Origin of the sequence: Dactylosporangium darangshiense (assembly GCF_039537565.1) — a bacterium.
Lineage (GTDB): Bacteria > Actinomycetota > Actinomycetes > Mycobacteriales > Micromonosporaceae > Dactylosporangium > Dactylosporangium darangshiense.
This window is the reverse complement of the sequence record NZ_BAABAT010000011.1, coordinates 260,092-280,665: the sequence shown is the minus strand read 5'-3', so window position 1 is coordinate 280,665 and position 20,574 is coordinate 260,092. Positions and strand designations below refer to the sequence as shown.

General features: G+C 66.9%; 19 protein-coding genes and 4 pseudogenes. 14 read left to right on the top strand and 9 right to left on the bottom strand.

Features of this window, described 5'->3' with window-relative positions:
• The first annotated feature begins 180 nt into the window (after positions 1-180).
• The gene (locus ABD901_RS22675) at positions 181-1,083 is read left to right on the top strand and encodes an ISAs1 family transposase (RefSeq protein WP_345129112.1); all 903 of its coding nucleotides are present in this window, start codon (positions 181-183) and stop codon (positions 1,081-1,083) included.
• An 83-nt stretch (positions 1,084-1,166) separates the two neighbouring features.
• Here the strand turns inward: ABD901_RS22675 and ABD901_RS59090 are convergent, their stop codons facing one another.
• Both ABD901_RS59090 and ABD901_RS22670 read right to left on the bottom strand, forming a co-directional pair.
• On the bottom strand, positions 1,167-1,604 hold the full coding sequence (locus ABD901_RS59090) for a barstar family protein (protein WP_425556710.1): 438 nt from the start codon (positions 1,602-1,604) through the stop codon (positions 1,167-1,169).
• A gap of 122 nt (positions 1,605-1,726) precedes the next feature.
• Complete coding sequence (locus ABD901_RS22670) at positions 1,727-8,254, bottom strand: polymorphic toxin-type HINT domain-containing protein (protein WP_345129111.1); 6,528 nt, start codon at positions 8,252-8,254, stop codon at positions 1,727-1,729.
• Positions 8,255-8,373: 119 nt separating this feature from the next.
• Between ABD901_RS22670 and ABD901_RS22665 the strand changes: the two genes are divergently transcribed.
• The gene (locus tag ABD901_RS22665) at positions 8,374-8,667 is read left to right on the top strand and encodes a hypothetical protein (RefSeq protein ID WP_345129110.1); all 294 of its coding nucleotides are present in this window, start codon (positions 8,374-8,376) and stop codon (positions 8,665-8,667) included.
• A 139-nt stretch (positions 8,668-8,806) separates the two neighbouring features.
• On the opposite strand, the gene ABD901_RS22660 is transcribed toward ABD901_RS22665, so the two are convergent.
• A complete protein-coding gene (locus ABD901_RS22660; protein ID WP_345129109.1) occupies positions 8,807-9,061 on the bottom strand; it encodes a hypothetical protein in 255 nt (84 codons plus the stop codon).
• A gap of 157 nt (positions 9,062-9,218) precedes the next feature.
• Between ABD901_RS22660 and ABD901_RS59085 the strand changes: the two are divergent.
• The 3 genes and pseudogenes from ABD901_RS59085 to ABD901_RS59080 all read left to right on the top strand — a co-directional run.
• Positions 9,219-9,384 (top strand): annotated as a pseudogene (locus ABD901_RS59085) (transposase); the annotation flags it as partial.
• Between the two features lie 198 nt (positions 9,385-9,582).
• Entirely contained in the window at positions 9,583-10,161 is a 579-nt protein-coding gene (locus ABD901_RS22655) for a hypothetical protein (RefSeq protein ID WP_345129108.1), read from the top strand.
• A 117-nt stretch (positions 10,162-10,278) separates the two neighbouring features.
• A pseudogene (locus tag ABD901_RS59080) lies at positions 10,279-10,475 on the top strand (ATP-binding domain-containing protein); the annotation flags it as partial.
• A gap of 414 nt (positions 10,476-10,889) precedes the next feature.
• Here ABD901_RS59080 and ABD901_RS22645 read toward each other — a convergent pair.
• Positions 10,890-11,108: pseudogene (locus ABD901_RS22645) on the bottom strand (IS21 family transposase); the annotation flags it as partial.
• Between ABD901_RS22645 and ABD901_RS22640 the strand changes: the two are divergent.
• Positions 11,041-11,259 carry a hypothetical protein gene (locus ABD901_RS22640; RefSeq protein ID WP_345129119.1) on the top strand — a complete coding sequence of 73 codons (219 nt, stop codon included), beginning with the start codon at positions 11,041-11,043 and terminating at the stop codon, positions 11,257-11,259. The pseudogene ABD901_RS22645 and the gene ABD901_RS22640 overlap by 68 nt on opposite strands.
• A gap of 231 nt (positions 11,260-11,490) precedes the next feature.
• Here ABD901_RS22640 and ABD901_RS22635 read toward each other — a convergent pair whose 3' ends face one another.
• Positions 11,491-11,757, bottom strand: a complete 267-nt coding sequence (locus ABD901_RS22635; protein WP_345129106.1) for a hypothetical protein — start codon at positions 11,755-11,757, stop codon at positions 11,491-11,493.
• Positions 11,758-11,944: 187 nt separating this feature from the next.
• Here ABD901_RS22635 and ABD901_RS59075 point away from each other — a divergent pair, with 187 nt between their 5' ends.
• The 8 genes and pseudogenes from ABD901_RS59075 (at position 11,945) to ABD901_RS22600 (ending at position 15,432) form a co-directional block, all read left to right on the top strand.
• Positions 11,945-12,259: an immunity protein Imm33 domain-containing protein gene (locus ABD901_RS59075; RefSeq protein ID WP_425556708.1), complete on the top strand. Its 315-nt coding sequence runs from the start codon at positions 11,945-11,947 to the stop codon at positions 12,257-12,259.
• Positions 12,260-12,330: 71 nt separating this feature from the next.
• The gene (locus ABD901_RS22630) at positions 12,331-12,519 is read left to right on the top strand and encodes a hypothetical protein (protein WP_345129105.1); all 189 of its coding nucleotides are present in this window, start codon (positions 12,331-12,333) and stop codon (positions 12,517-12,519) included.
• Between the two features lie 169 nt (positions 12,520-12,688).
• A pseudogene (locus tag ABD901_RS22625) lies at positions 12,689-12,813 on the top strand (IS630 family transposase); the annotation flags it as partial.
• Between the two features lie 125 nt (positions 12,814-12,938).
• The gene (locus tag ABD901_RS22620) at positions 12,939-13,532 is read left to right on the top strand and encodes a hypothetical protein (protein ID WP_345129118.1); all 594 of its coding nucleotides are present in this window, start codon (positions 12,939-12,941) and stop codon (positions 13,530-13,532) included.
• A 92-nt stretch (positions 13,533-13,624) separates the two neighbouring features.
• Positions 13,625-14,089, top strand: a complete 465-nt coding sequence (locus ABD901_RS22615; protein WP_345129104.1) for a hypothetical protein — start codon at positions 13,625-13,627, stop codon at positions 14,087-14,089.
• On the top strand, positions 14,086-14,556 hold the full coding sequence (locus ABD901_RS22610; protein WP_345129103.1) for a hypothetical protein: 471 nt from the start codon (positions 14,086-14,088) through the stop codon (positions 14,554-14,556). The genes ABD901_RS22615 and ABD901_RS22610 overlap by 4 nt, the downstream gene beginning before the upstream one ends.
• A gap of 164 nt (positions 14,557-14,720) precedes the next feature.
• The gene (locus ABD901_RS22605) at positions 14,721-15,110 is read left to right on the top strand and encodes a hypothetical protein (RefSeq protein ID WP_345129102.1); all 390 of its coding nucleotides are present in this window, start codon (positions 14,721-14,723) and stop codon (positions 15,108-15,110) included.
• Positions 15,111-15,258: 148 nt separating this feature from the next.
• On the top strand, positions 15,259-15,432 hold the full coding sequence (locus tag ABD901_RS22600; RefSeq protein WP_345129101.1) for a hypothetical protein: 174 nt from the start codon (positions 15,259-15,261) through the stop codon (positions 15,430-15,432).
• 175 nt (positions 15,433-15,607) lie between these two features.
• On the opposite strand, the gene ABD901_RS22595 is transcribed toward ABD901_RS22600, so the two are convergent.
• From ABD901_RS22595 to ABD901_RS22580, 4 genes are all read right to left on the bottom strand, one after another.
• A complete protein-coding gene (locus ABD901_RS22595) occupies positions 15,608-16,582 on the bottom strand; it encodes a nucleotidyltransferase domain-containing protein (protein WP_345129100.1) in 975 nt (324 codons plus the stop codon).
• Positions 16,569-17,411, bottom strand: a complete 843-nt coding sequence (locus ABD901_RS22590; RefSeq protein WP_345129099.1) for a hypothetical protein — start codon at positions 17,409-17,411, stop codon at positions 16,569-16,571. Before ABD901_RS22590 ends, ABD901_RS22595 begins: the two co-directional genes overlap by 14 nt.
• A gap of 1,588 nt (positions 17,412-18,999) precedes the next feature.
• The gene (locus tag ABD901_RS22585) at positions 19,000-19,332 is read right to left on the bottom strand and encodes a helix-turn-helix domain-containing protein (protein ID WP_345129098.1); all 333 of its coding nucleotides are present in this window, start codon (positions 19,330-19,332) and stop codon (positions 19,000-19,002) included.
• Positions 19,333-19,350: 18 nt separating this feature from the next.
• Entirely contained in the window at positions 19,351-20,505 is a 1,155-nt protein-coding gene (locus ABD901_RS22580) for a tyrosine-type recombinase/integrase (RefSeq protein WP_345129097.1), read from the bottom strand.
• Positions 20,506-20,574: the final 69 nt, after the last annotated feature.

Genomic DNA, 20,574 nt, shown 5'->3' with positions numbered 1-20,574 from the left:
ACCGTCCGCCGCCACTCCCGGCTCGGACACCAATCCCCGATCAACTACGAGAACACCACCCACACAGCATCGACTACGCTCACCCGAGCCGCGTAAACCCCGTGTCCAAGATCAGGGGTCAAGGCCCGATCCCGGCTCGGACTCGGTCGTGTCGTGCCCGTGGGTACCACGGTGTGGCGGTTGCTGACCCGACTGGACGCCGCGCTCCTTGCCACCGTCCTGGCCGGCTGGCTACGCAGCCGAACCCGGCTTGCCGCAGCACGCCGTCCACCACGGTACCGCACCGTGATTGCCGTCGACGGAAAGACCCTGCGCGCCGCCCGCCAGCCAGACGGCAGCCAGATCCACCTGCTGTCCGCGCTGGACACCAGCACGGGCATCGTCCTGGCCCAGGTCACCATCGCCGCCAAAAGCAACGAAATCCCCGCCTTCGCGCCGCTGCTCGACGCCGTCGAAACCGTGCTGGGCAGCCTGAACGACATCCTGTTCGTCGCCGACGCCCTGCACACCCAGACCAGCCACGCCAACGAGATCGCCGCCCGCGGCGCCCACCTGCTGGTCCAAGTCAAGCGCAACCAACCCACCCTCTACGGCCAGCTCAAAACCCTGCCCTGGCCCCAGATCCCCGCTGGTGACCGAACCCGCGACCGTGGCCACGGCCGCCGCGAGACACGCACCGTTAAAGCCGTCACCCTGCACACCCCCGGCGGCATCGCGTTCCCGCATGCCCAGCAAGCCGTCCGGGTCACCCGCACGCGCACCACCACCAGCGGCAAAACCAGCCGCGAGACCGCCTACCTCACCGTGTCACTGCCCGCCATCCACGCCCAGCCCACCGACCTGCAGGACTGGATCCGCCGCCACTGGCACATCGAGAACATGGTCCATCACGTCCGAGACGTGACATTCCGTGAGGACCTCCACCAAGCCCGCACCGGCACCGGCCCTGCCGTCATCGCCACCCTGCGCAACACCGCGATCGGCTATCACCGCACCAACGGCGACACCAACATCGCCCGCGCCACCCGACGCCCGCTCGACCTAATCACTGACGTGACCAGCAGTTACCCGACAACGCAATGACCCTGGTCGTCATACGACGACAGCACCGACTCGGCGGACACGACCGTCAATCTACCATCGTCCACAACGGACGCTGGAGCCGGCTAATCACCTACCCAGTCACGCATTCCATACTCCACTAATGGCACGTCCCTAACGTCATGGAGCCATGGGTATCGCTCGGCAGCTTCTAGTAGTTTCCGATTCTCCTCGCGCAAGATTTTTCGACAAGATTGGAGGACTGAATGCGACCCCACCAAGACATAGTGGCAGCGAGTTCCCCTAGTTCGCATTCGATCCAAAACGGCAGGTAAAATCGCGATTAGTCTATTAAGCGACCGCGTGGCAGCATTCATCAACACATCGAGCCCTGTAACAATTATGAGAAATCCGTTCTCGGTCCCGAACCATTCCAGATCGGCCAGATAGCTTATTGCCCCATCAAAGCCCGTCTTTCCAGGAAACAGAAACTCTTGCGCGAGTAGCTCAAGTAGCGACGACTCGTCTTTTACAAGTCCAACGTCAAGCCGTATAACACTCATATCAACTGCCCTTGCTTCCGCCTCGAGTTGTTCCGCGACGTCAGCGGGATAGCCTATATGTATCGCCACCGCATTCTGTTTAAGTCGAGGGATGTCAGCCATCACTTACCTTCATTTCCTTGTTACTGCAACTGAACGTAAGTTGAACCGTGATCCCAATACCAGATACCGCTCGGGTTCGCAGGGTCACCACCAATAATTACCCTATGTTGCCCACGCTTACAGGTCGGACATGCCGCAACCCACTCCGTATAATAGCCATCTGGCATTACAGGCAAGATGTCGTCATCATTATGGAATGGTTTCCCGTCGTGACCATAGAATCGCACCCTCCCTTCTGCCGCTCGTGAAACCGCGCCCGACACCTCCGTTGCTGCCTCCTCAGACAGGCCAGTCCTGAATCTCACAGACGTTGGGCACACGTTGTGGACGAGGACGGATGTGGTGCCTGCGAGCACATAGTACGTGTGAACGCTATCGACCGTGAGGTTGTACATCCATGCACGGCCCTTGAAGCTGTGCACTCCAGCAACTAGGACGGAGGTGCCGTCCTCAGCGCGTAGTGCCTCACCAACCCGTAGCTCACCCGCGGATATCCATCGCTGGCGAGTGACACTCCAGAAGGGATGGTCGGCGGTCGTATGCAGTGCACCGGCGGTGAGACCAGGTACTGCCAGTATCAGATCGGTAAAGGATGTGTCGTCATTTACATGTACTGCCGTAACGATCTTGAAAGCCGTCTTACCTGTCTGCGGGTCTGTGGCGACAACAACGTCGCCCACTTTGACATCCGCGATGCGTTTCTTGCCATCCGGTAGAAGAACCTCTGTGTCCGCTGTAAAGCTACAGCCGGTCTTGCCTCCGCTCACGCTTGCGCTCGAACCCGCGTGACCCGCCTCTTCGCCGAGGCTCACGCCGGCTGGTCCGTCGCCGGTCCAGCTTCCAGGGTTGTCGGCCAGCCATTTATGGATCCCGCAACTTACGCTGACGCATCCAGGATCGTGGTCCAATGAGAGTTCGTATTGCATTTGGGCGCCTTGCGCCACGTACCAGGCGTTCGCATCCGTGCATGCTGCGCCGGCTTCGCAGGCGGCCATGGTGACCAGCCGGACTCGGAATCGTTCGTTGCCGCCGGCGTATCCGTCCCAGTACTTCTCGACCCACTTCTTGAACGCTGCCGGGTCTCCGGTGCTGGTTCCTACGAGTGCGCCGTTCCACAGGATGACGCCGTTGTCGTAAACCTGGAGTACGTCGCCGTTGGCGGCTTCTTTCTCGATGACCAGGCTGGCGCCGTCGGTGACGCTGTGGGAGGGCATCGTGTCGGGGTCATTCTGATGGCCGCGCTGAGGGGTGTTACAAAATTCGTGGCCCTTGCCGCAGGCGCCGTAGTACTTGTCGTCGGTGGACAAGCCGCTGGGGTCGCTTTTGGAGACCGGGCTGTGCTTGGCGTAGGCGTAGCCGTTGAAGGTGGCCGGATCAGCCGGCGCGACGAGCGGGTCTGGGCTGATGAACGTGCCCAGGTTGGGGTCGTATTCGCGGGCGCCGACGTCGATCAGTCCGGTTGAGGTGTTGGTTTGTTTGTTGAGGAAGCCGCGGTCGGTGGGCCAGGTGCCTTGGGTGGCGCGGTCGTCGCCGTAGGGGGTGTACCAGCGGCGTTGGACGGCGCCGGTGGTGGAGTTGACGGTGAGGTTGGCGGAGCCTTGGTGGTCGGCGGCGAGCCAGTATTTGCCGCTGCTGTTGCGTACGGCGACGGTGGCGCCGCCGTGGGTGTAGTAGCGGGTGGCGGTGACCGTGCCGCCAACGGCTTTGTATTCCTGCCCGGCCGCGTACAGGGTTGCGCCGCTGGGGTCATTGCGGATGAGCAGGGCACCGCCCGCGTCGTAGAGATGGGTGGTGGTCTGGTTGCCGCCGGTGGCCTGGACGGTCGCGCTGTCGTACTGGTTTTCGCTGTTGAAGTGGAAGTCGGTGACGACGCCGTTGATGGTGCGTTGCAGGGTGTTGCCGGCGTTGTCGTAGCTCATCGAGTCAGTGCGGGTCGTGCCGGTGTACTGCACCGAGCTGGGGGCGTGGATCGGTTGTGCCGGGGTCGCGGTTGTTGGGTAGTTATAGGTGCGGGTGGTGATCGCGGTGGCGCTGGTGCGGTGCACGTCCTGGCTACGCCGACCGGCGGTGTCGAAGCTGTAGCTGTCCCAGTAGGGGTATTTGCCGGAACTGGCGATGGCGCTAGTGGTGCGGTTGTTTATGTTGCACGCGTTGGCGGCCACTACGTTGAGGGCGGTCCACGCTTCGGTGAGCCGGTGCTGGCCGTCGTAGCTGTAGCACTGCGACTGCTTGTCCGTGTCATCGAAGATCTGCGTGATGTCGCCGGTGGCGGTGTACGTGTAGGCGTCGTTCTGGATTTGGGTCCAGCCGGTCCCGCCACTGTTGGGCTGTTGACTGATGACGGTGCTCAGGCGGCCGGTGGCGGATTGCCAGGTGTAGTCGCGGGTGAGCTGGCCGGGTCCGCTGGTGCCGTAGACCCGTTGGGCGAGTTGCCCGATCTGGGTGTAGCTGGTCGCGGTGATGTACTGGTCGGTGCTGCCGGTCAGGGTCGTGGGGTAGCCGAGGGTGTCGTAGCCGCTGGTGACCTTTTCCGCGGGCAGCCCGCCGCCGGCGGGGTAGCTGATGCTGGTGGGGTGGTCGGCGAGGTCGTAGTCGTAGCTGACGGTGTAGGCAGTGCTGCCACCGGCGAGCGCGCCTTCGACCATCGGGATGGTCCAGGCGGTGCCGGTGGGCCGGTTCCGGGCGTCGTAGCCGGTGACGGCGGTCGTGTACTGGTTGACGCCATTCGTGCCGGTGTAGCGGGTCGACGACGTGGGCAGGCCCTTGACGGGGAAGTCGTAGGTGTAGGTGGCCTGTTTGATGCCGGTGCCGCTGTCGCCCTCCCACCGGGTGGTGGGCCGACCGAGCTGGTCGTAGTCGGTGGAGATTTTCTGGTTTCGGCTGTCGATGGTGGCGGTCACGTCGCCGGCAGTGTTGTAGGTGTTCCTGCTGGTGCCGGTGTCGGGGTCGCTGGTGGTGGTGCGCCAGCCGGCGAGGTTGTAGCCGTAGCTGGTGGCGTTCAGGGCCGGGTCGGTGACCGTGGCGAGGTTGCCGGCGGTGTCGTAGTCGTAGGTGGTGGTTTCGTGGCTGCCGGTGACGGTGCTGGTGGGGTAGATCTCCAGCCGGCTGGTGCGCCCCCACGCATCGACGTAGGTGCGGGTGGCGCCGCCGTCGGGTGGCACGACGGTGCTCTGGTCACCGTCGTAGCTGTAGCTGGTCGACCACTGGCTGACGCCGGAAGCCTGCAGCGTCACGGTTGACAGCCGGTTCTGGTTGTCGTAGCTGGACACGGTCTGCGACGGCACGCCGGTGGTGGTGTTGACCAGGCCGGACCCGGCCGCACCGCTGTTGTAGAACACGGCGGTGGCGGTGCCGACGTTGCCGCGGTTGTCGTACTTGGTCTCGGCCACGATTCGGCCGGTGCCGCCCGGCGCCGGCGCCTGGGTGTTCCGGGTGCGCAGCAGCCCGTCGTAGTAGGCGTATCCGGCCAGGTAGACCGGGTTGCTGTTCCCGGGACCGTTGATCTGTTGCAGCACCTGTGTGGTGGTCTTCGACGGTGCGGTGGCGTTGATCTCGTAGCTGTACAGCACGGATGCTGGCGCCCCGGTGGCACGGTTTTCGGTGGGCTTCCACACCGCGGTGACCCGGCCGAGCGCGTCATAGGTGGCCTCGGCCTTGTGCCCGTCCATGTCCAGCACCGTGGTCGGGCCGACGGTCGGGTCGATCGTGGCCGTGACGGTGTTGCCGCTGGTGAAGAAGTGGTCGGTGGTGGTGATCTGGGTGACCGGCCCGCCGGATGCCGGGGTGTAGGCGGTGGTGACGTTGTGGCCGCGGGGATCGGTGAAGGAGACCGGCCGGCCATTGCTGTCGAAGCCGGCGGTCGCGGTTGACCACACGGTGCTCGGGGTCGTGGTGACCAGGGTTTGGGTCTTGGTTGGCAGGCCGAGGCCGGGCAGGTCGGTGAGGTTGGCGTGGCTGTCGTACCAGGTTTGTGACTTGCTGAGCAGGCTGCTGCTGCCGTCGCAGGTGGTGCCGGCGTAGGTGGCGACCTGGTAGGGGTAGGCGACCTTGTTGCTGGCCGCATCCTGGGTGTAGCTGGTCCGGGTGCAGGTTTCCTTCCCGGCAATACCCTTGTGCACAACGTCGGTGGGCAGGCCGTAGCTGTCGTAGCTGGTGTCGGTCTCGCTCCACACGTTGGTCGGCACCCTGTCGACCCGGTCGTAGTGCTGGGTCGTGGTTTCGGTGAGCCGGTAGGCGGTGAACGTGCCGTCCGGCCAATTCTCGACCCGGGTACCACGCGCGGTCAGCGACGGGGTGTGCAGGTCACCAGCGGCTTGTAGGGTGCCGTTCCAGCGGGTGTTCTCCCGCACGAACCCGCGCAGCGGGTCCTGGTCGAGCAGGTCAGCGCCCCACAGGTCGGTGATCTTCGCGAACCGGTGGCTGCCGCTGGCCAGCAGGTCCTGGTCCATGCCCCGGTAGTAGAGGTTGCTGCTGGTGGTGGTCGGGCCGGCCCCGCCGACGATCGTGGTGACCTTGCTGTAGCCGCGGAACTGTGACCAGGTCCGGGTCGTGGTCAACGCGATCTCGTTGGTATCCCAATGCCACAACGCCTTCACGTTGGACCGGTCGTTGTCGTACAGGTAGCTGGTCACCACCGGCGGCGACCCACCGACGTTGTCCCGCGTGGTGACCGAGGTCGTCACATACTTGTGGAACCAGCCGAAGCCGGCCGTGCCGCCATCCGGAGCGAAGTACTGCGGGAAACACAGATGCGTGTTGTCATCCGCCGCGGCTGGGATGGACGACGGGGAACACTCGGCCGCCGAATAGGCGACGTCGATCTGGCCGCCCGGCCCAGTCAGGATTGTGCCGAGCCGCCAGTGTTTCGCCTTCGGCACCCCCAGGCTGGTGCTGTAGTCGACCCGGTTGTCCAGCTCCTGGCCGTAGAAACCCTGCAACGGCTCCGATGCGGCCGTGGTGTTGGCCAGACCGACATGCTGTACATACCGCAGCCACATCTGCGGGGTGGTGCCGTCACTGTTGGCCGGGAAATCATGCGTGAGATTCCACCGATCGACAGCCTTGTACGTGCTCGACGCGGCGTCCCACACCTGGGTCAGCACCGCATCGACCATCATCGGGCTCCAGAACGTCGGCGACTTCTGTCCCGCCCCCGGGCACGACGACGCGGTCACCGCACACGACAGATCCCACGGCGTGTCCGGCCAGCTCGAACACGTCGGCGCGTCCGCGCACCGCCGCACGTTCGACACGATCACCTGCACCGGCGCGTGGCCCACGAACTCCTGGTCTTTGCGGGTGCCGTACTCGATCCGCTTCACGTACACCGCGGCGTCATAACCAGCGACCCGGGTGTTGTTGTTCGCCCCGTAGCCGTTGCCGTACTTGTCGTAGAAGTACGTCATGGTGTTCCCGCGCGGGTCCACCACATAGTCGAGATTCCACCGGTACGCCACATTGCACCACGCGCTGGCGAACGTGCCGGTGTAGCAGTAGTCGCCCGGGTTGTTGCCGTAGACCGGCACCACCGCAGTAGAGAACGTGTCCTGCGAACCGTCCGACTTCGCTGTCGGCAGCCGGTTCAACCCGAAGTAGTACTGCGTGCCGTCCTGCGTCGTCACCCGCCAGTACGCGCCATCAGCGGTGTAGTTCACCGCTCCGGTCAACGACTCGATCTTCAACCCGGAGTCGCTCTCGGCGACCCACACCTGGCTGTTCGAGTCCCGCACCAGCCGGGCCGACACACCGTTGAACGACAACGTCGCGTTGTACCGCGACATCTGACACAGATCCCCGGTACTGCCACCATCCGCCGAGCAGCCGCGATACGACCGCTCGATGTACGGAATCGGCAGGTCCCAGCCCTCACCGATCTGCGACGGCTGATCGTTCGTCCCGGCCGTGCGCGCGTCCACCGAACCCGACGAATACCCCAGTGACAGGCTCGGCGCCGGACCACCCAGCGACGGCGGCATCCGCAGCGGAACCGCATACGTGAAATCGCCGGACTGCCCGCCCGACGTCCACGACCCCGCCGGCGACAACGACGTCTGCCGGAAATCCCCCGCCTGCGACGAATTCCCCGCCGCCAACGCGAACACCGAACCCTCAACCACCCCCGCCGCACCATCCACCGAGAATGACGACGGCGACGATCCCGCCGATGCGGGCGCGATCGTCAACTGCGGCGCCGACACCATCGACGAGGTCTCCACGTTCGTCGCTCCTGGCACCGGGGTCTGCTCCTGACAGGCCGGCAGCTCCGGCGTGGACAACACACACGCCGGCAACGACACCAACACCAACCGCGACCCGAACCCCGCCACCCCATAGCCGTCACGGAAATCCGTGTAGTCGATATCCACCCCGACCGGCGCCGCTGCGGTACCGCCATCGGCCCGGGTCAACGTGAACAGCACACCCTTCACCCCGGCCTGATCGGTCAATTCCCGATCCGCCACCGACACCGCCGCCTGCGTCGGCCCCTCCACCGCCGCCTGCGCCTGCGCCGCCTCCCACGCTTGATACGTCCGCGGTTCCGGGCCCACCACCCCAGCCCCGTACAACCGCACTGCCAACCCACCAGCCCGGGTAGCCGGCGTGTCAGCCGCCGAACCCGCTGACTCCGCCGACATCGACGACGTCCACCGACCCGTCGACGGCCACCGTGCCCGACCCACCCGCCGGGAACACCGTCTTCGTCGCCGACCACATCGCCGGCAACACCGGCTTCGCCGGCGCAGCGGGCAACAACTGCGACGGCACCGACGGCACCGACACGGCCGGCGGCGGCGGTGTCGGCCACGACGGAGCCGCCTGCGCGGGCACCCCCACCAACACCCCACCCACCACCACACCGCATAACGCCGCGGCCAATACCCGCCGCCCACCCGGCGTCACGAGGAGCCTGCCGCCGCGCCGACGACGGACCAACCCGGACAACGACAACGTCGGCATGTGACGCCTCCCCGTACGCGCAGCACCAGCCCTGGCCGGACCGGCAGCACGGGACGCTACAACCAAAGATCAACTGCGCGCAAGAATCGGTCACCATCAATTACTCAGCGTCATTTCGCAAGCAGGACAACACCGCCAGCCGCTCACCCGCCGACCAGCGCAGGAATCCGCACATGGCGCGGGCGTAACAAACAGAGGACATCACCGACGGTGCAATGCACCAAAGCCGACAAAACGCCGAAGTAACCAGATACAGGGGATTTCATGCTTAGCGGTACGAGGATTCCGGGGCGAGGGTCGTGCCAGTGCAGGTGACGAAATTGGTCAGGAGGGGGGCGGTACTGGATGCGTTTGAGCCGGTTCTTCACGATGGCGACGAACTGGCCCACGCCGGTCACGGCGAGGTTGCCTAGGCGGCGTTCATGCGACCAGACACCCCACGCGACATCGACGCGGTCGACCTCGGCGACGCCGTCGTCCTGCGGCCGACCCCGCCCACGGTGAGGCCACCACAACAGAGGAGATCACCGACGGTTGAATGCGCCCGAAGTGGCAAAACACCACAAAGCAGGCGCCGGTACGGTGACATCCACAATGGAGCCGGGTGTCGACGCACCACGGCACCGGGCCGGCACGTCGAGCGCAAATCGTGGGTAAGCGGCAGCGCCGGTTGTCCGGAGTCGACGAGAACGTGTTGTCGTTACACGTCAAGGGTTCGACCTGCGCTGGACAAGACCAGGGCTGAGGACGGCCGGATGTCTACGGACCGCCCGCGAGCGGGTAACATCGCCGCCGGGCGTCGCGATGTACGCACGAGGTTGGGATGCGACGGGGACCTCGGCTCGACTTCCGGCCGATGGCTGCCCGGCCCGGGGTCTACGATGAGACCCCTTCATCCGGCGAGCCGCGAGGTGTGCTGATGTCTCAGTCGTTGCGCAGCCCGGTGTCCGGCGCGTTTTGGCTCGCGGTTGCGGCCGCGCTGGTCACGGTCGGTGATGCCGTGATCGTCGCGCTGGGGCGGTATCGGTTCGACACCGGTGTGGACGGCTACGGCTGGGTGATCGGTGGGCCACCCTACGATGGCACGCGTCAGCGGTTCGTCTTCTGCCTGGTGGTCGCCGTGCTCGTCGCCGTTGTGGGGCTCGCCGCGGCGGTGCTGCTGACCCGGGCGCGGCCGGGCACGCGACTTGCGGTGCTCTACTCGCTGCCTGCCTGCGTCGTCGTAAACCTGTTCACGGTCGTCTACGGCCCCGAGAACATCGGGTCCCAGCAGAAGGGCGTGTCGCCGGCCGACCTGGCCGAGACTGAGGCGGCGTTCAACCATCTGTTCCCGCTGTGGTACACCGGTGGCCACGCACTGGCCCTCGGGCTGCTCGCCGCGCTGACCGCCCGTCTGCTGTTTGTACTGCGCAAACCCGACGTACGCGACTTCTACGAGTACCAGGACCCCGACGCACCGCCGGTGGTCCCATGGGCCAAGGCCGTGCGCCGCGGCTGACACGCCGGCATGTCGGTGATCGAGGCGCGGGCTGCGGCGGACCGCCCCAGTTCAGCGGCGACGGCCCTGATACCGCCGGTTGAGTGCGAGGTTGGCCGAGTATTGGCACCCAACAGCGTGTTCGACAGCACCCTCAGCGCCATCACCGCACTCTCCCCAGAGGCGCAGACCCTCACCGTGGACCGACGAGGACGAGTCCATCGACTACGACTACGACTTCGACGAAACTCGACGAACCTGCCCACGCCTACTCCATGACCATCCACCGCTCCCAGGGCTCCGAATACCCCGCCGTCGTCATCCCGCTGACCACCTTGGACCGGGCAGCGCTGGACCCGGCCATCTCATCCTGTCCTTTCTAGCAGGTAGCCGTGCGCCTCGCCGGCGTCACACCCGTAACCAAGGAATCCGGCAAACACCGCGCCGTGCACTTCCGATGGGCCTGCACCCAGACAAACCGAACCGCTCGCCGCCTGAGGTTGACACAGGAAGTGTCATGCCTTGTCCAGCTGCCAGACCGCCGTGATGACAACAGGTCCGTTGGCCGACGCAAGCCGTTCCCATATTTGACGGCTCCCGCCGGGGCCACGCCGAACATGGGAACGATGACGCATACCGGCGGATGAGCCGATCAGCAGGTCAGCCGACATGGCCAAGCAGCCCCAAGGGGAGCAGTTTTCGGATAGCTTCCGCCGAGGTGTCAACGGCGGCTAAATCTCTGGACCCCTCTGCGGCGGCCGGCCCAACTGACCGAACCCCAACGGCACGTCCACCGGCGGGAACCACAGATCGCACTGTGCGAGCTCGCCCGGCAGATACTCGGTGCGCTGCGCCGGGTCCGGCGCCAGAAACAACGGCCGTAACCGCCGGACCCGATCCTTGAACACCGTCATCGACCGCTGCCGGCCGACCCGCTCCGCGATCACCGTCGTCGGCATCGAAGGCCACTCCGACAAGGAAGGCGTGATCTCTCTGCCAACTTCGGTTCACCCGGGTTCGAGCCCGTTCGACATCTTCGGTGCTGACGGGCTCGAACCGCTTGCTGCTAACCTCCCGGCGGCCGCCGATCCTATGACCGCTGGGTTCCGACTGGCCTGACTGTCACAATCGTGCCGTGAGCTGCTGGAATGCGGTTCGGATTCTGCCACGTATGGTCCACCGCATGTATTCGCAGCCTAGCTAGCCCGTTACCGGAGTTGTTGGTAACGGGCTATTTGCTTGTTGCGACTTATCTGGGGAGCAAACGGGGAGCACAAGATCATCAGCGGGGACGATTCGATCCGCCCCAGCCGATCGCCGCCTTGGCCATCGTGACGGCCTGATGACGGACTACTTCCGGGACCAGCAGGCCCCGCACCGGCACCCTGGCCAACGCACCAGCTCCGAGCGCCCGGCACTCCCTCGATCCACCACGACGAGTTCGGCGCCGGCGGCGTGAACCAGATCCGGATGGCGCTCGGCGTGCCGCTGGTCCGCTTCGGCATCGTCGCGATCGTGGTACTGCGGCACCGCCGCGCGGGCACCGACGAGCTCAACGACCAGCGACGTGCGCCGCCCCGCGCCGGACCAGGCATAGTCGAGCACCACCACCGGCACGCCGACCGCGTCCGACCATCCCTCGCTGGCGTCAGCCTCATCCCGCCGTCGCCAAGTCCCAGTCCTCCGGGCTGCCCATCCAGCCCCGGACGGCGCCCGCGGCGGGCCAGCAATCGCCCACACACCGTCGACGACAAGCGGCCCGCCGTCGGAGGCGAACCGGCCAGCGCAGCGCGCCAACTAGCCGGTGATCGCCAAGCGCTTGCAGAACTTCGCCGCGGCACAAGCTTCACCAACGGATCGGGGTGAGCCGGGCGGCCGCCATGAGCCAGGAGTGCCGGATCGGAAGCGGTCGCGGCTTGGCCTCGGAGAACTTCACCGCGCGGTCGCGGCATGCGCTTCGGCACCCGGATGGCGCGTCGCCACGACTCGGCCTCTAGAACATGCGACGGACCAGTTTCCGGACCTGCTGCAGTATCTTGCCCTGCCAGCCGGATGGGGAGTGGTACTTGCTCCCGGATACGAGGACGTCTGGTACGACGAGGCATTTCTCGAGTCCTAACACGTCAGTCGCCCTGATCTGCCGCCGGCGCCCTCGTCCGCAAGATCGGCATCACGCGGCACTATGTCGTCATGACCGAGCCGACATGGACGGCTGCTCAGCTACGTGCTGAACTCGCGACGTACCACCAAGAGCGCATCGCAGCCGGCAATCACCGGCCCAGCACGATCGCGACCTACATCCAGCATCCCGAGCGATTCATTGCGTACCTCGAGGGCGCTTACGATCCGCAGCAACCCCAAGGCCGCAACGCTCGGTGATTACCCGTTCCGACTCCGGTGCTGCAGCGTCTCAGTCAGATAAGTAGCCGCCGATCGCTCGCTATTCACACACCCATGATCGGTTCGGCTGGCGCGTCGGCTAGTCGCTCGCCATTGCTGGCTGGCACACACAGCGCAGCTCATGGATCGAACGGCACCGCTACTCCTGCTCAACGCCGACATCTGCGCCTGGATCGCAACCGGGAACGACGACCCACGGCCCTACGTCTGGACCAAGACCGCAGACCAGATCCTCGAATCCATCGCCGCTACCGCACTCGCATGAACGACTCACGACCCGAGGGACATCATGGCAGCGGCGGCCGTGATTTGAACTGCACCGTGGCGGAACCGGAGATCATCGAAACAGCGACAACGACGACGAGCCGCTTCCGGGCGGCGGGCGGCCCTTTCCCATCTTGCTCGTCGCCGGTGCCGTCGCGTTCGTGGTGCTCACGTTCGCCGCAGTCTACATCGGCATCCAGGTGTACTCCGGCCATCAAGCGGAGGCCGAGCGGGCGGCCGAGGACGCTGCGCCGCGGTCGCCGGCCCCGAGCCGGTCGTCCTGTTTGGACCTGCACGACTACGGGTGTGACCCGGCTCGGCGGCTGCCGGTCACGCTCGATCAGCTGATGGAGGCGCAGCGTTTCACCGCGAGCCCCGAGTGGGTCAACACCTCGGGCACGCACACGCTCAACATGCCGACGCTCACAGACCAGCCCGGCACCGCCGCCGGACGGCTCACCGTCGAGCATGCCCACCAGGTCGTGTACTCGGTCCGGTGCGAGGCCAACTCGACCGGGACGACCCCACTGACCCCGGTCGAAATCGGCTACCTGAAGCTGTGTGGCAATGCCGCCCTCCCCGGCAACGACCCGGCGGTCGGCGGCGCGGTCCAGTGGCTTCCAATAGAGCATCAGTTTGTCTTCGAGGAGCATTCCGCCGTAGCTTCCGTTGTCCGGGCCGTCCACGAGCAGAAGTGCCCCGATCCGGTTGCGCAGGTGGCCGTATAGCTGGCGTCCGCTACCTTGTGCGCATACTCCTATGCCGTGCTGGTGAAGAGGTGTTCGGGACTGGGTTGCGGTGGTGGCTGGCACGGCGTGAGGTGCGTGCCCTGCTGATCAGCGCGCCGGCCAAGCCCCCGCGGGCCGATGCCGCGATGGGTGCCGCGCTGCTGTCCGGGACGCTCGGCAAACTGGCCGCGCGCCGGTTCGTTGACGACGTCGACGGCCGTGAGGTGACGGCCTTCGTCGCTCGGGCGGCGGCGCGGCACGGCTCCACGGTCCGGCGCCGGGAGGCGGAGGCCCTGCTGGCCGCGCTGCTGGGAGAGGTCGAGCTCCGCGATTATCTGGACGACGACGACATCGCGGCCGTTGCGCTGCCCCTGGGCTGGCTGTTGGTCGAGGAACTGGGGCTCGACGCCGCCGGCGTGGACCGGATCGTGGCCGAGACCGTGCGACAGGCCCGGAAATGGTGGCCCCACCGGCACCTGTTGGCGCCGGGCCCGGACGGCACCGTGGACTGGGTAGCAGTGCGGCGCCAGATTGCCGACGCGGAGGAACTGCGGTGAGTGGTGACCCGGCGCGCACTCTCATGGGGGCCTACCTGCGCAGCGCCGTGAGCCGAACCGAGGAGGTCGAAGCGCTGAAGGCGGAGATCTACGATCGCGAGGAGCCCGAGTTCGCCGGCATGACCGACGCCATGTTCACCGTGCTGGTCCGCCGCCGGTTCGACCCAGCCGGCCACGTCCGCGAGATCCGGCAGTTCGCGGCACGCTGCCGCACGCGGTACGGCCGGCCTGCGGTGCTGGGCCTGGAGATGGAGGCATTGATCCGCTTCCGCCTTGACGACACAGGCGTCGCCGTCGACGACATCACCGAGGACGACACCCTCCGCCAGCAGATCTTTGCGATCGATCAGATTGTGGCCGAGCTCGGCCTGCGCGGGGGCGGTCCGGAACTGGACAGGCTCATCGTCGAGGCGGAGCGATTGGCCGAGGAGCGGGGCCTGCATCCGCTGCCGCTGCTGGAGCCCTGACCGCCGCGGCACGCGCCAGTTGCAACGAGGTGGGGAGGGCACGGGGGTGCGCACGATGGTCGGTGCGTACCTGCGCGCGTGCGTGCTGGAGGAATTGCAGCAGGCCAAGGTGATGCGGGACGACTGCGTCGAACGCGACGGGGGAGGACGAATTCTTCGGGCTGGTGGATGCCGTGTTCACCGTGGTCGCGAAGCGCCGGTTCGGCCCGCAGGTCCGGATGGAGGAGATCCAGACCTTCGTCGCGCGGTGCCGGGCACGGTTCGGTGACAAGGTGCAGAAGGACGTGATGGAGGCCGCGCTGCGGGACCGCCTCGGTCGGCTCACCGCGGACGTGGACGACATCCCGGAGGACGACGACTGCGTTGCAGGGCACACCGCCGCCCCGCGCGAGATCACAATGCGGGGACGGCGGGCGCGCGAGTGCATGACCCCGAGCCCCGCATGGACGCTGACCGACTGGCCGCGGTACGGGCCCACGGCCGAACCGACACCGAACGGGACGACCTTCGGCGACCCCGTCGCCGGTCCCGGAATCTGGCCGGATCCGGCCTGAGGTTGCAGACCGTCGTGCCGATCGCGGCAAGCTTGTGTTGGCAAGATCGGGTGGGCGCTCATCGGCATTATGCAGGTGATCCGTGTCAAGTCGATCATGATGCTTGGTTGTCGACACGGGTGAGGAGCCAGTCGAATAGGTCGGCGCGGTGGGTCGGGTGGTGTTGGGTGGCGTGGTCGCGTTGCCGTTGCAGGGTGGGGCGGAACTCGATGCTGGTCTAGAAGAAGGTGCAGGTTTCGCAGATGGCTTCGAAGGCGCAGTCGAGTTCGGGTGGTCGGGTGCAGTAGCCGTTGCCGAGGAGGCGGTGGTGTTCGCGGCGTAGCCGTGCCATGCGAGGGCCGATGGTGTCGGCGGGTAGTGGTTTTCCTTGCTGGTAGAGGGATTCGACCTTCTCGGTGACGGCGAAGTATTCGTCGGCGACGGTGCGGTTGGCGATTTTCTCTGGCGACGTCGGATATCACAACTGTCCGAATGCCTTCCCGCCCCCGCGGTGTGGATCAGCCGTGTTGGGTGATCAGTTCGCGGAGTTCGGCCAGGTGGGCGTCGAGGGCGGGGTCGGGTGTGCCGGTCCAGGGTCCGCGGAAGTGGGGCCGTCGGGAGACGAGGTCGGTGAAGGCGGCGATCTGGTCGCGGGCGTTCTCGGCCCAGCTGACGTCCTCGCCGACCGCGATGCGGGCGGCGTAGGACAGGTCGATACGTTCCTGCAGCCATGCTGGGGCGAGTTCGGCGCGTTGCTCCGCGGCCGGCGGGTCAGCGGCGGCCAAGGCGGCGATCCGGGCGGCGACAGCCTGTTGGCCGTGGCGTGCTGCCATGCGTTCGAACCGGGTCCATTCCCGGCCCAGGGAGCCGAGTCGTTCACCCCACCGTTCGATGAGGACCATGCGCAGCGCGCGAGCGGAGACACGCAGCAGGTGCGTGGCTTTGGCCGGGTCTTCGGTCTGGGCTTGGGTCGCTTCGGCGAGGGCATCGGTGGCTTGTTGACGCCAGATGTTGATGCGCGCGGCGACGACCGTGGGGTGGAACCGGACGGTGCGGATCCACGTGGCGAACGCGTTGCCGAGTTCGTCCTCGGGGTCGGCGGCGTGCCCGCCGTATGCCTTGTCCAGGCCGTGGAACCAGCGCGGTTCGGCGATGCGCGCGACTGCGTGGTCCGGTCCGGCGGCGACCGCGTCGCGGATCTCGGTGGTGGTGAAGGCCAGCCAGCCGACGTCGAGAGCTTGGGCGCGGCCGGATCCGGTCCACCAGTCGACGAGTGCGGCGCGGCGTTGGTCGAGCTGGGCTGCCGATTCTGCGGGGTCGGTGGAGTCGTCGTAGATGGGTAGCAGGTCGATGTCGGACATGGGCCAGGGCTCGCCGCGGCCGACGCTGCCGGCGACGATGAGTCCGTGGACGCCCGGGGTTTTCCCGAGCACGGTGATGGCTTCGTGGAGTCGTTCGTCGAGCAGTTGTTTCCACCGGTCAGTGGGCTTCACCGGGTTGGGCTCCTTGTCTGTTGGGACGGCGGCTGACGTGGGCGGCGTAGGTGGTCCAGTCGCCGGCGCTGGCGCGTTGCCAGGCGACCGCGACGGTGATGTGGATGCCGAGCATGCGGGCGAGGAGAGCTGCCGGGAGTTCGGTGCTGAGGTGGAACAGCGCGGTGGATCGGTCTTGTCCGGGCCGCAGCCCGAGTTGACGGAGCCGTTCAGTGAGGCGGTCGGAGCTGACGTGTCGCTCGGGTTGGCCTCCGGGAAACAGCCATCGAGACGTGCCTTGGTCACCGAGCCGTGCGTGGCCGCGGCGGGCGGCGACGAGTTGCAGGACGAGACCGGCGAGAGGTTCAGGCAGTTCGACAGGCTCGTCGCCGAGGAGCAGCCGGACCGTCTGGCCGTCGGTGGTGACGTGGTCGGTGGTGAGTCGGCAGATGGCCGCGGGCCATTGAGCGTAGAGCAGGACGAACAGGCCGGCGACCCGGTCCTCAGGTTTGAGCGTGTCGTCGTGCAGGAGCCGGCGGGCGTGCTCCCAGCGTGTTTCGCTGTCGATGGCCTGCTGGGGACCGGCCCACTTGACGGCGGGACGCTCGAGGTCGGTGAGCTTCTGGGCCCTGGCCCAGCGGATGAAGTGCCCCACCTCTCGATGCAGGTTGGCTCCGTCGCTGGTCAGCCATCTGTCGAGATCGCCCTGACGGGCCGTCCGCAGGGTGAGTCCGCGCTCGGTAAGCCAGTCGAGCAGTTGCAGCGCGCCGCGCAGATGCCGCATCAGGTTCGCGGCCTGGATCGAGGTCGTCTCGGCGCCGCGGTTGCGGCTGCGAAGGCGGCGCAGCATGTGCCAGATCGCGTAGCGACGCAGGAGGTGCTGCTCGTCCGCGTTGTCGCGCTGACCGATAGCGCGGGCAACGCCTGTTCCAGCCTGGCCATGTGTTCGTCGCGGACGGCAAGCGCGCCGGTCGCGACGAGGATCGCGCGCAGATGTTTGAGCGGCTTGGTGTCCGGCAGTTCGTCGAGCGCTTCGTGGGTGAGCGCGCGGTCGGCGGCGGCGATCTGGCGCAGGATGGCGGCGCCGGAGTTCTTGGCCAGCCAGGACAGACGGTGTCGGGTTGTTCGGCGTGCAGCAGGTTGTGGTGCAGCGATGTCAGCTCGGGCCGGATGCTCCCGGTGCCGTCGTCGAGGAGCTCGCGCAGCCTGGCGTCGATGTTGCAACGGGTGCATGGCCCGGCGCCGAACTGGCCTTCCAGACCACAGCCTGGGCAGCTGCGCCAGAAACCGGGTTCCGGTCGGGTGCAGGTGGCGCAGAGAGGCTGGGCCCGGGTGCCGCCGCGGACGGCGCGGACCTGGTCGCAGCGGCTGCATCGCGCCCACCACTGTCGGCATGCCTTGCACCATGGCGCGCTGGTTGCCTGGTTGATCGCGCAGGGTGCTGTGCGTGCGCAGATGGCGCAGGTCAGCACTGGTTCGGTTCGGCAGGAGGGGCAGATCGGCCCGTCCGGGGTGCGGATGCTCACGGGCCGGCGGCGGCCGCAGTCGAGGCAGATTTCCTGGTTGGCGGGGTCGGTGATCAGGCAGCGGGGACACAGCGGTTCGCCGTGTTCGCCGCGGGTGGCGGCTTCCCGGATGACCCCGCAGCCGGCGCAGGGCTCGGCTCGGGACTTGGCGATGCAGTTGCGGCAAACGCGCAGCCCGTCGCGGGGTTTGACCAGGGCCAGCACGCGTCCGCAGGGTGGGCAGGGTGGCCGGACGACCTTCGTGGAACCCGCGTCGCAGAGCAGGTCGATGAGGCGGAGCACCGACGGAACGGGTGCTTCGGCGCCGGCGCCGGTCAGCAGGTCGGGCCGGTTCTGCAGCGCCCAGCCAAGTTGCTGGCGTTGCCCAGGCCGGCTCACCGCGGCGATGACCGCGGCGGTGACCACGTCGGCCGGCAGAGCAGGGTCGATGCGGGCGACGATGCCGACCACCGTGTCGGTCGCGTCCTGGCTGTCGGGTCGGCAGGCGACGCATCGTGGCCGGCCGTTGCGGTCGCGGGAGTGCACTCGTCGGACCGTGCCGCAGCCGGTGCAGGGTTCCTGGATCGGGCCGCAGACATCGCAGTACCAGTCCTCGCCGCGGCGTTGCAGGGTGCGCAGCTGTTTTCCGCACTCGGTGCAGATGGGTGCCGGCACGGCGCTGGAACCGGCCCGGCGCAGGGCGATGAGCAGGTCGCCGACCGCTCGCGGCGCTGGCGAGCGGCCGTCGACCAGCAGCGCCGGCTTGTCGAGTAGGGCCTGTGCGAGCTTGCGTCGCTTGGCCCGGCCCCCAGCGGTCGCCTCGACGATCTTCTGAACGGTCGCGGCGTCCAGCGACGGGTCGATGCCGGTGACGAGGTCGACGATGACGCCGAGCGGGTCGGCGAGCACCGTCGGGGCGAAGACGGGCACGGGTCAGTCGTTGACCGGGGCGATGCGAGCTCGCTTCGGCCGCAGCTCGCCGACCCCGGCCTCTTCGCCGCTGGCGGCCTTCTTCCGGCGAGCTGGTGCGGCAACGGCGATCGGCTCGATGAGGTCCGCCATCGTGCAGTCGAGGATGTCGAGCAACGCCATCAAGATCTTGAGGCTGAGCCGTTCCGGGCGCTCGACGACGAGCCGGTAGACCTGGCTGGACGACAGGTCGATGTCGCGTTGCGCCAGCAGCGGGATCAAGTCGGTGGTGGAGAACATGCCCTTGGCCGCCATCACCTGCCGCAGGTGCCATCGGTAGTCGAGTTTGCGTGTCATCGCCGCATCCTTTCCCGCTCAGCTTGTCCTGGTGAAGGCCGGGGTCAGCGCCTTGCGCAGGGCGGTGTTCATGAAGTCCCCGCTGACATGGGTGTAGATCGCCGTCGAGGTGTCGCAGCGATGGCCGACCTGCTCCTGGATGAAGCGGCGATCGACGCCGTCCTCGGTCAGGTGGGTCACATAAGAGTGGCGCAGCGAGTGGGGCGACAGCTCTTTGGGCAGGCCAAGCGCGTCACGGTAGGAAACGAACCGGGCGTTGATCTCGGCCGGCTTCACCCGTCCACCGCGCTCGGTCACCCACAACGCCGGATGGTCGCCGCAGCCGAACCGCGGGCGGATGTTCTCGACGTAGTCGACGAGGGCCTCCACCGCCCAGCCCATCACGGCCGCGACGTTGCGCCGCCGCGGCGGCTGGCCCCGCACCGCTTTGCCGTACCGAACATGCAGCATCCCGTACCGGCCGAACTCCGGCGCCGCCGGATTACGGCCGAAGTCGACCAGATCCAGCTTCGACGTCTCGGTGCGGCGCAGCCCCCAGCCGTAGACGACCTTGAACAGGGTGGCGTCGCGGTAGGCGGCCAGCGCGCCCTTGCGTTTGCTGCTGACGGCTCGTTCCACCTGGTCGTCGGCGAAGTCGAGGAAGAGTTGCAGCTCTTCCCGGGTCATCGGGCGGCCCTCGGGTCGGCCTTCGTATTCGTTGAGGTGGGCGATGGTGTTCCACTCGTGGCAGATCGCCACCGGGTGCATGCCCGGCCCGAACGCTTCCTCGCAGGCGGTCGCCCAGCCGTACCGGCCGTCGGTGACGTACTCGCTGAACAGCCGCAGGTCCGTCTGGTAGCCCCGGATGGTCGACGGCGCCAAGTGGTGCTCGCCAGTCAAAGACAGAGTCCACTCGTCCATGTGCTGAGGGCCCCACTGCCACGGGTACGCGTTGGCGAACGCCGCGAACCGGCGCACGAGTCTCTCCCTCGGCGCGATCGTGTCCTCCCGCAGGCCACGAGCAACCTGTTGTGCCTGCCAGCCGCGCAGCATCGCCTCGAACATCGCGTCCTCCGGGCGCAGATGCACGACTCCGGACACCAACTCCAGACGTGCGGCGGCCGCGAGATCACCCCGCCCCAACCAGCCCTCCAGCCTCGCGAACCGCAACCGCTTGAAGGTGGGATCATGCATCAGACGGGATATAGGCGCAAGCGGCGCAGGTCAGCAAGCCTCACGCAGAGGCATCGGCAGTGAACTCCA

Excerpts from the sequence above, each read along its gene's own strand:
- ABD901_RS59090 (WP_425556710.1), bottom strand. The coding sequence starts at position 1,604 with ATGAGTGTTATACGGCTTGACGTTGGACTTGTAAAAGACGAGTCGTCG.
- ABD901_RS22655 (WP_345129108.1), top strand. The coding sequence starts at position 9,583 with ATGTCTCAGTCGTTGCGCAGCCCGGTGTCCGGCGCGTTTTGGCTCGCG.
- ABD901_RS22630 (WP_345129105.1), top strand. The coding sequence starts at position 12,331 with ATGACCGAGCCGACATGGACGGCTGCTCAGCTACGTGCTGAACTCGCG.
- ABD901_RS22590 (WP_345129099.1), bottom strand. The coding sequence starts at position 17,411 with ATGCTGCGCCGCCTTCGCAGCCGCAACCGCGGCGCCGAGACGACCTCG.
- ABD901_RS22585 (WP_345129098.1), bottom strand. The coding sequence starts at position 19,332 with ATGACACGCAAACTCGACTACCGATGGCACCTGCGGCAGGTGATGGCG.
- ABD901_RS22580 (WP_345129097.1), bottom strand. The coding sequence starts at position 20,505 with ATGCATGATCCCACCTTCAAGCGGTTGCGGTTCGCGAGGCTGGAGGGC.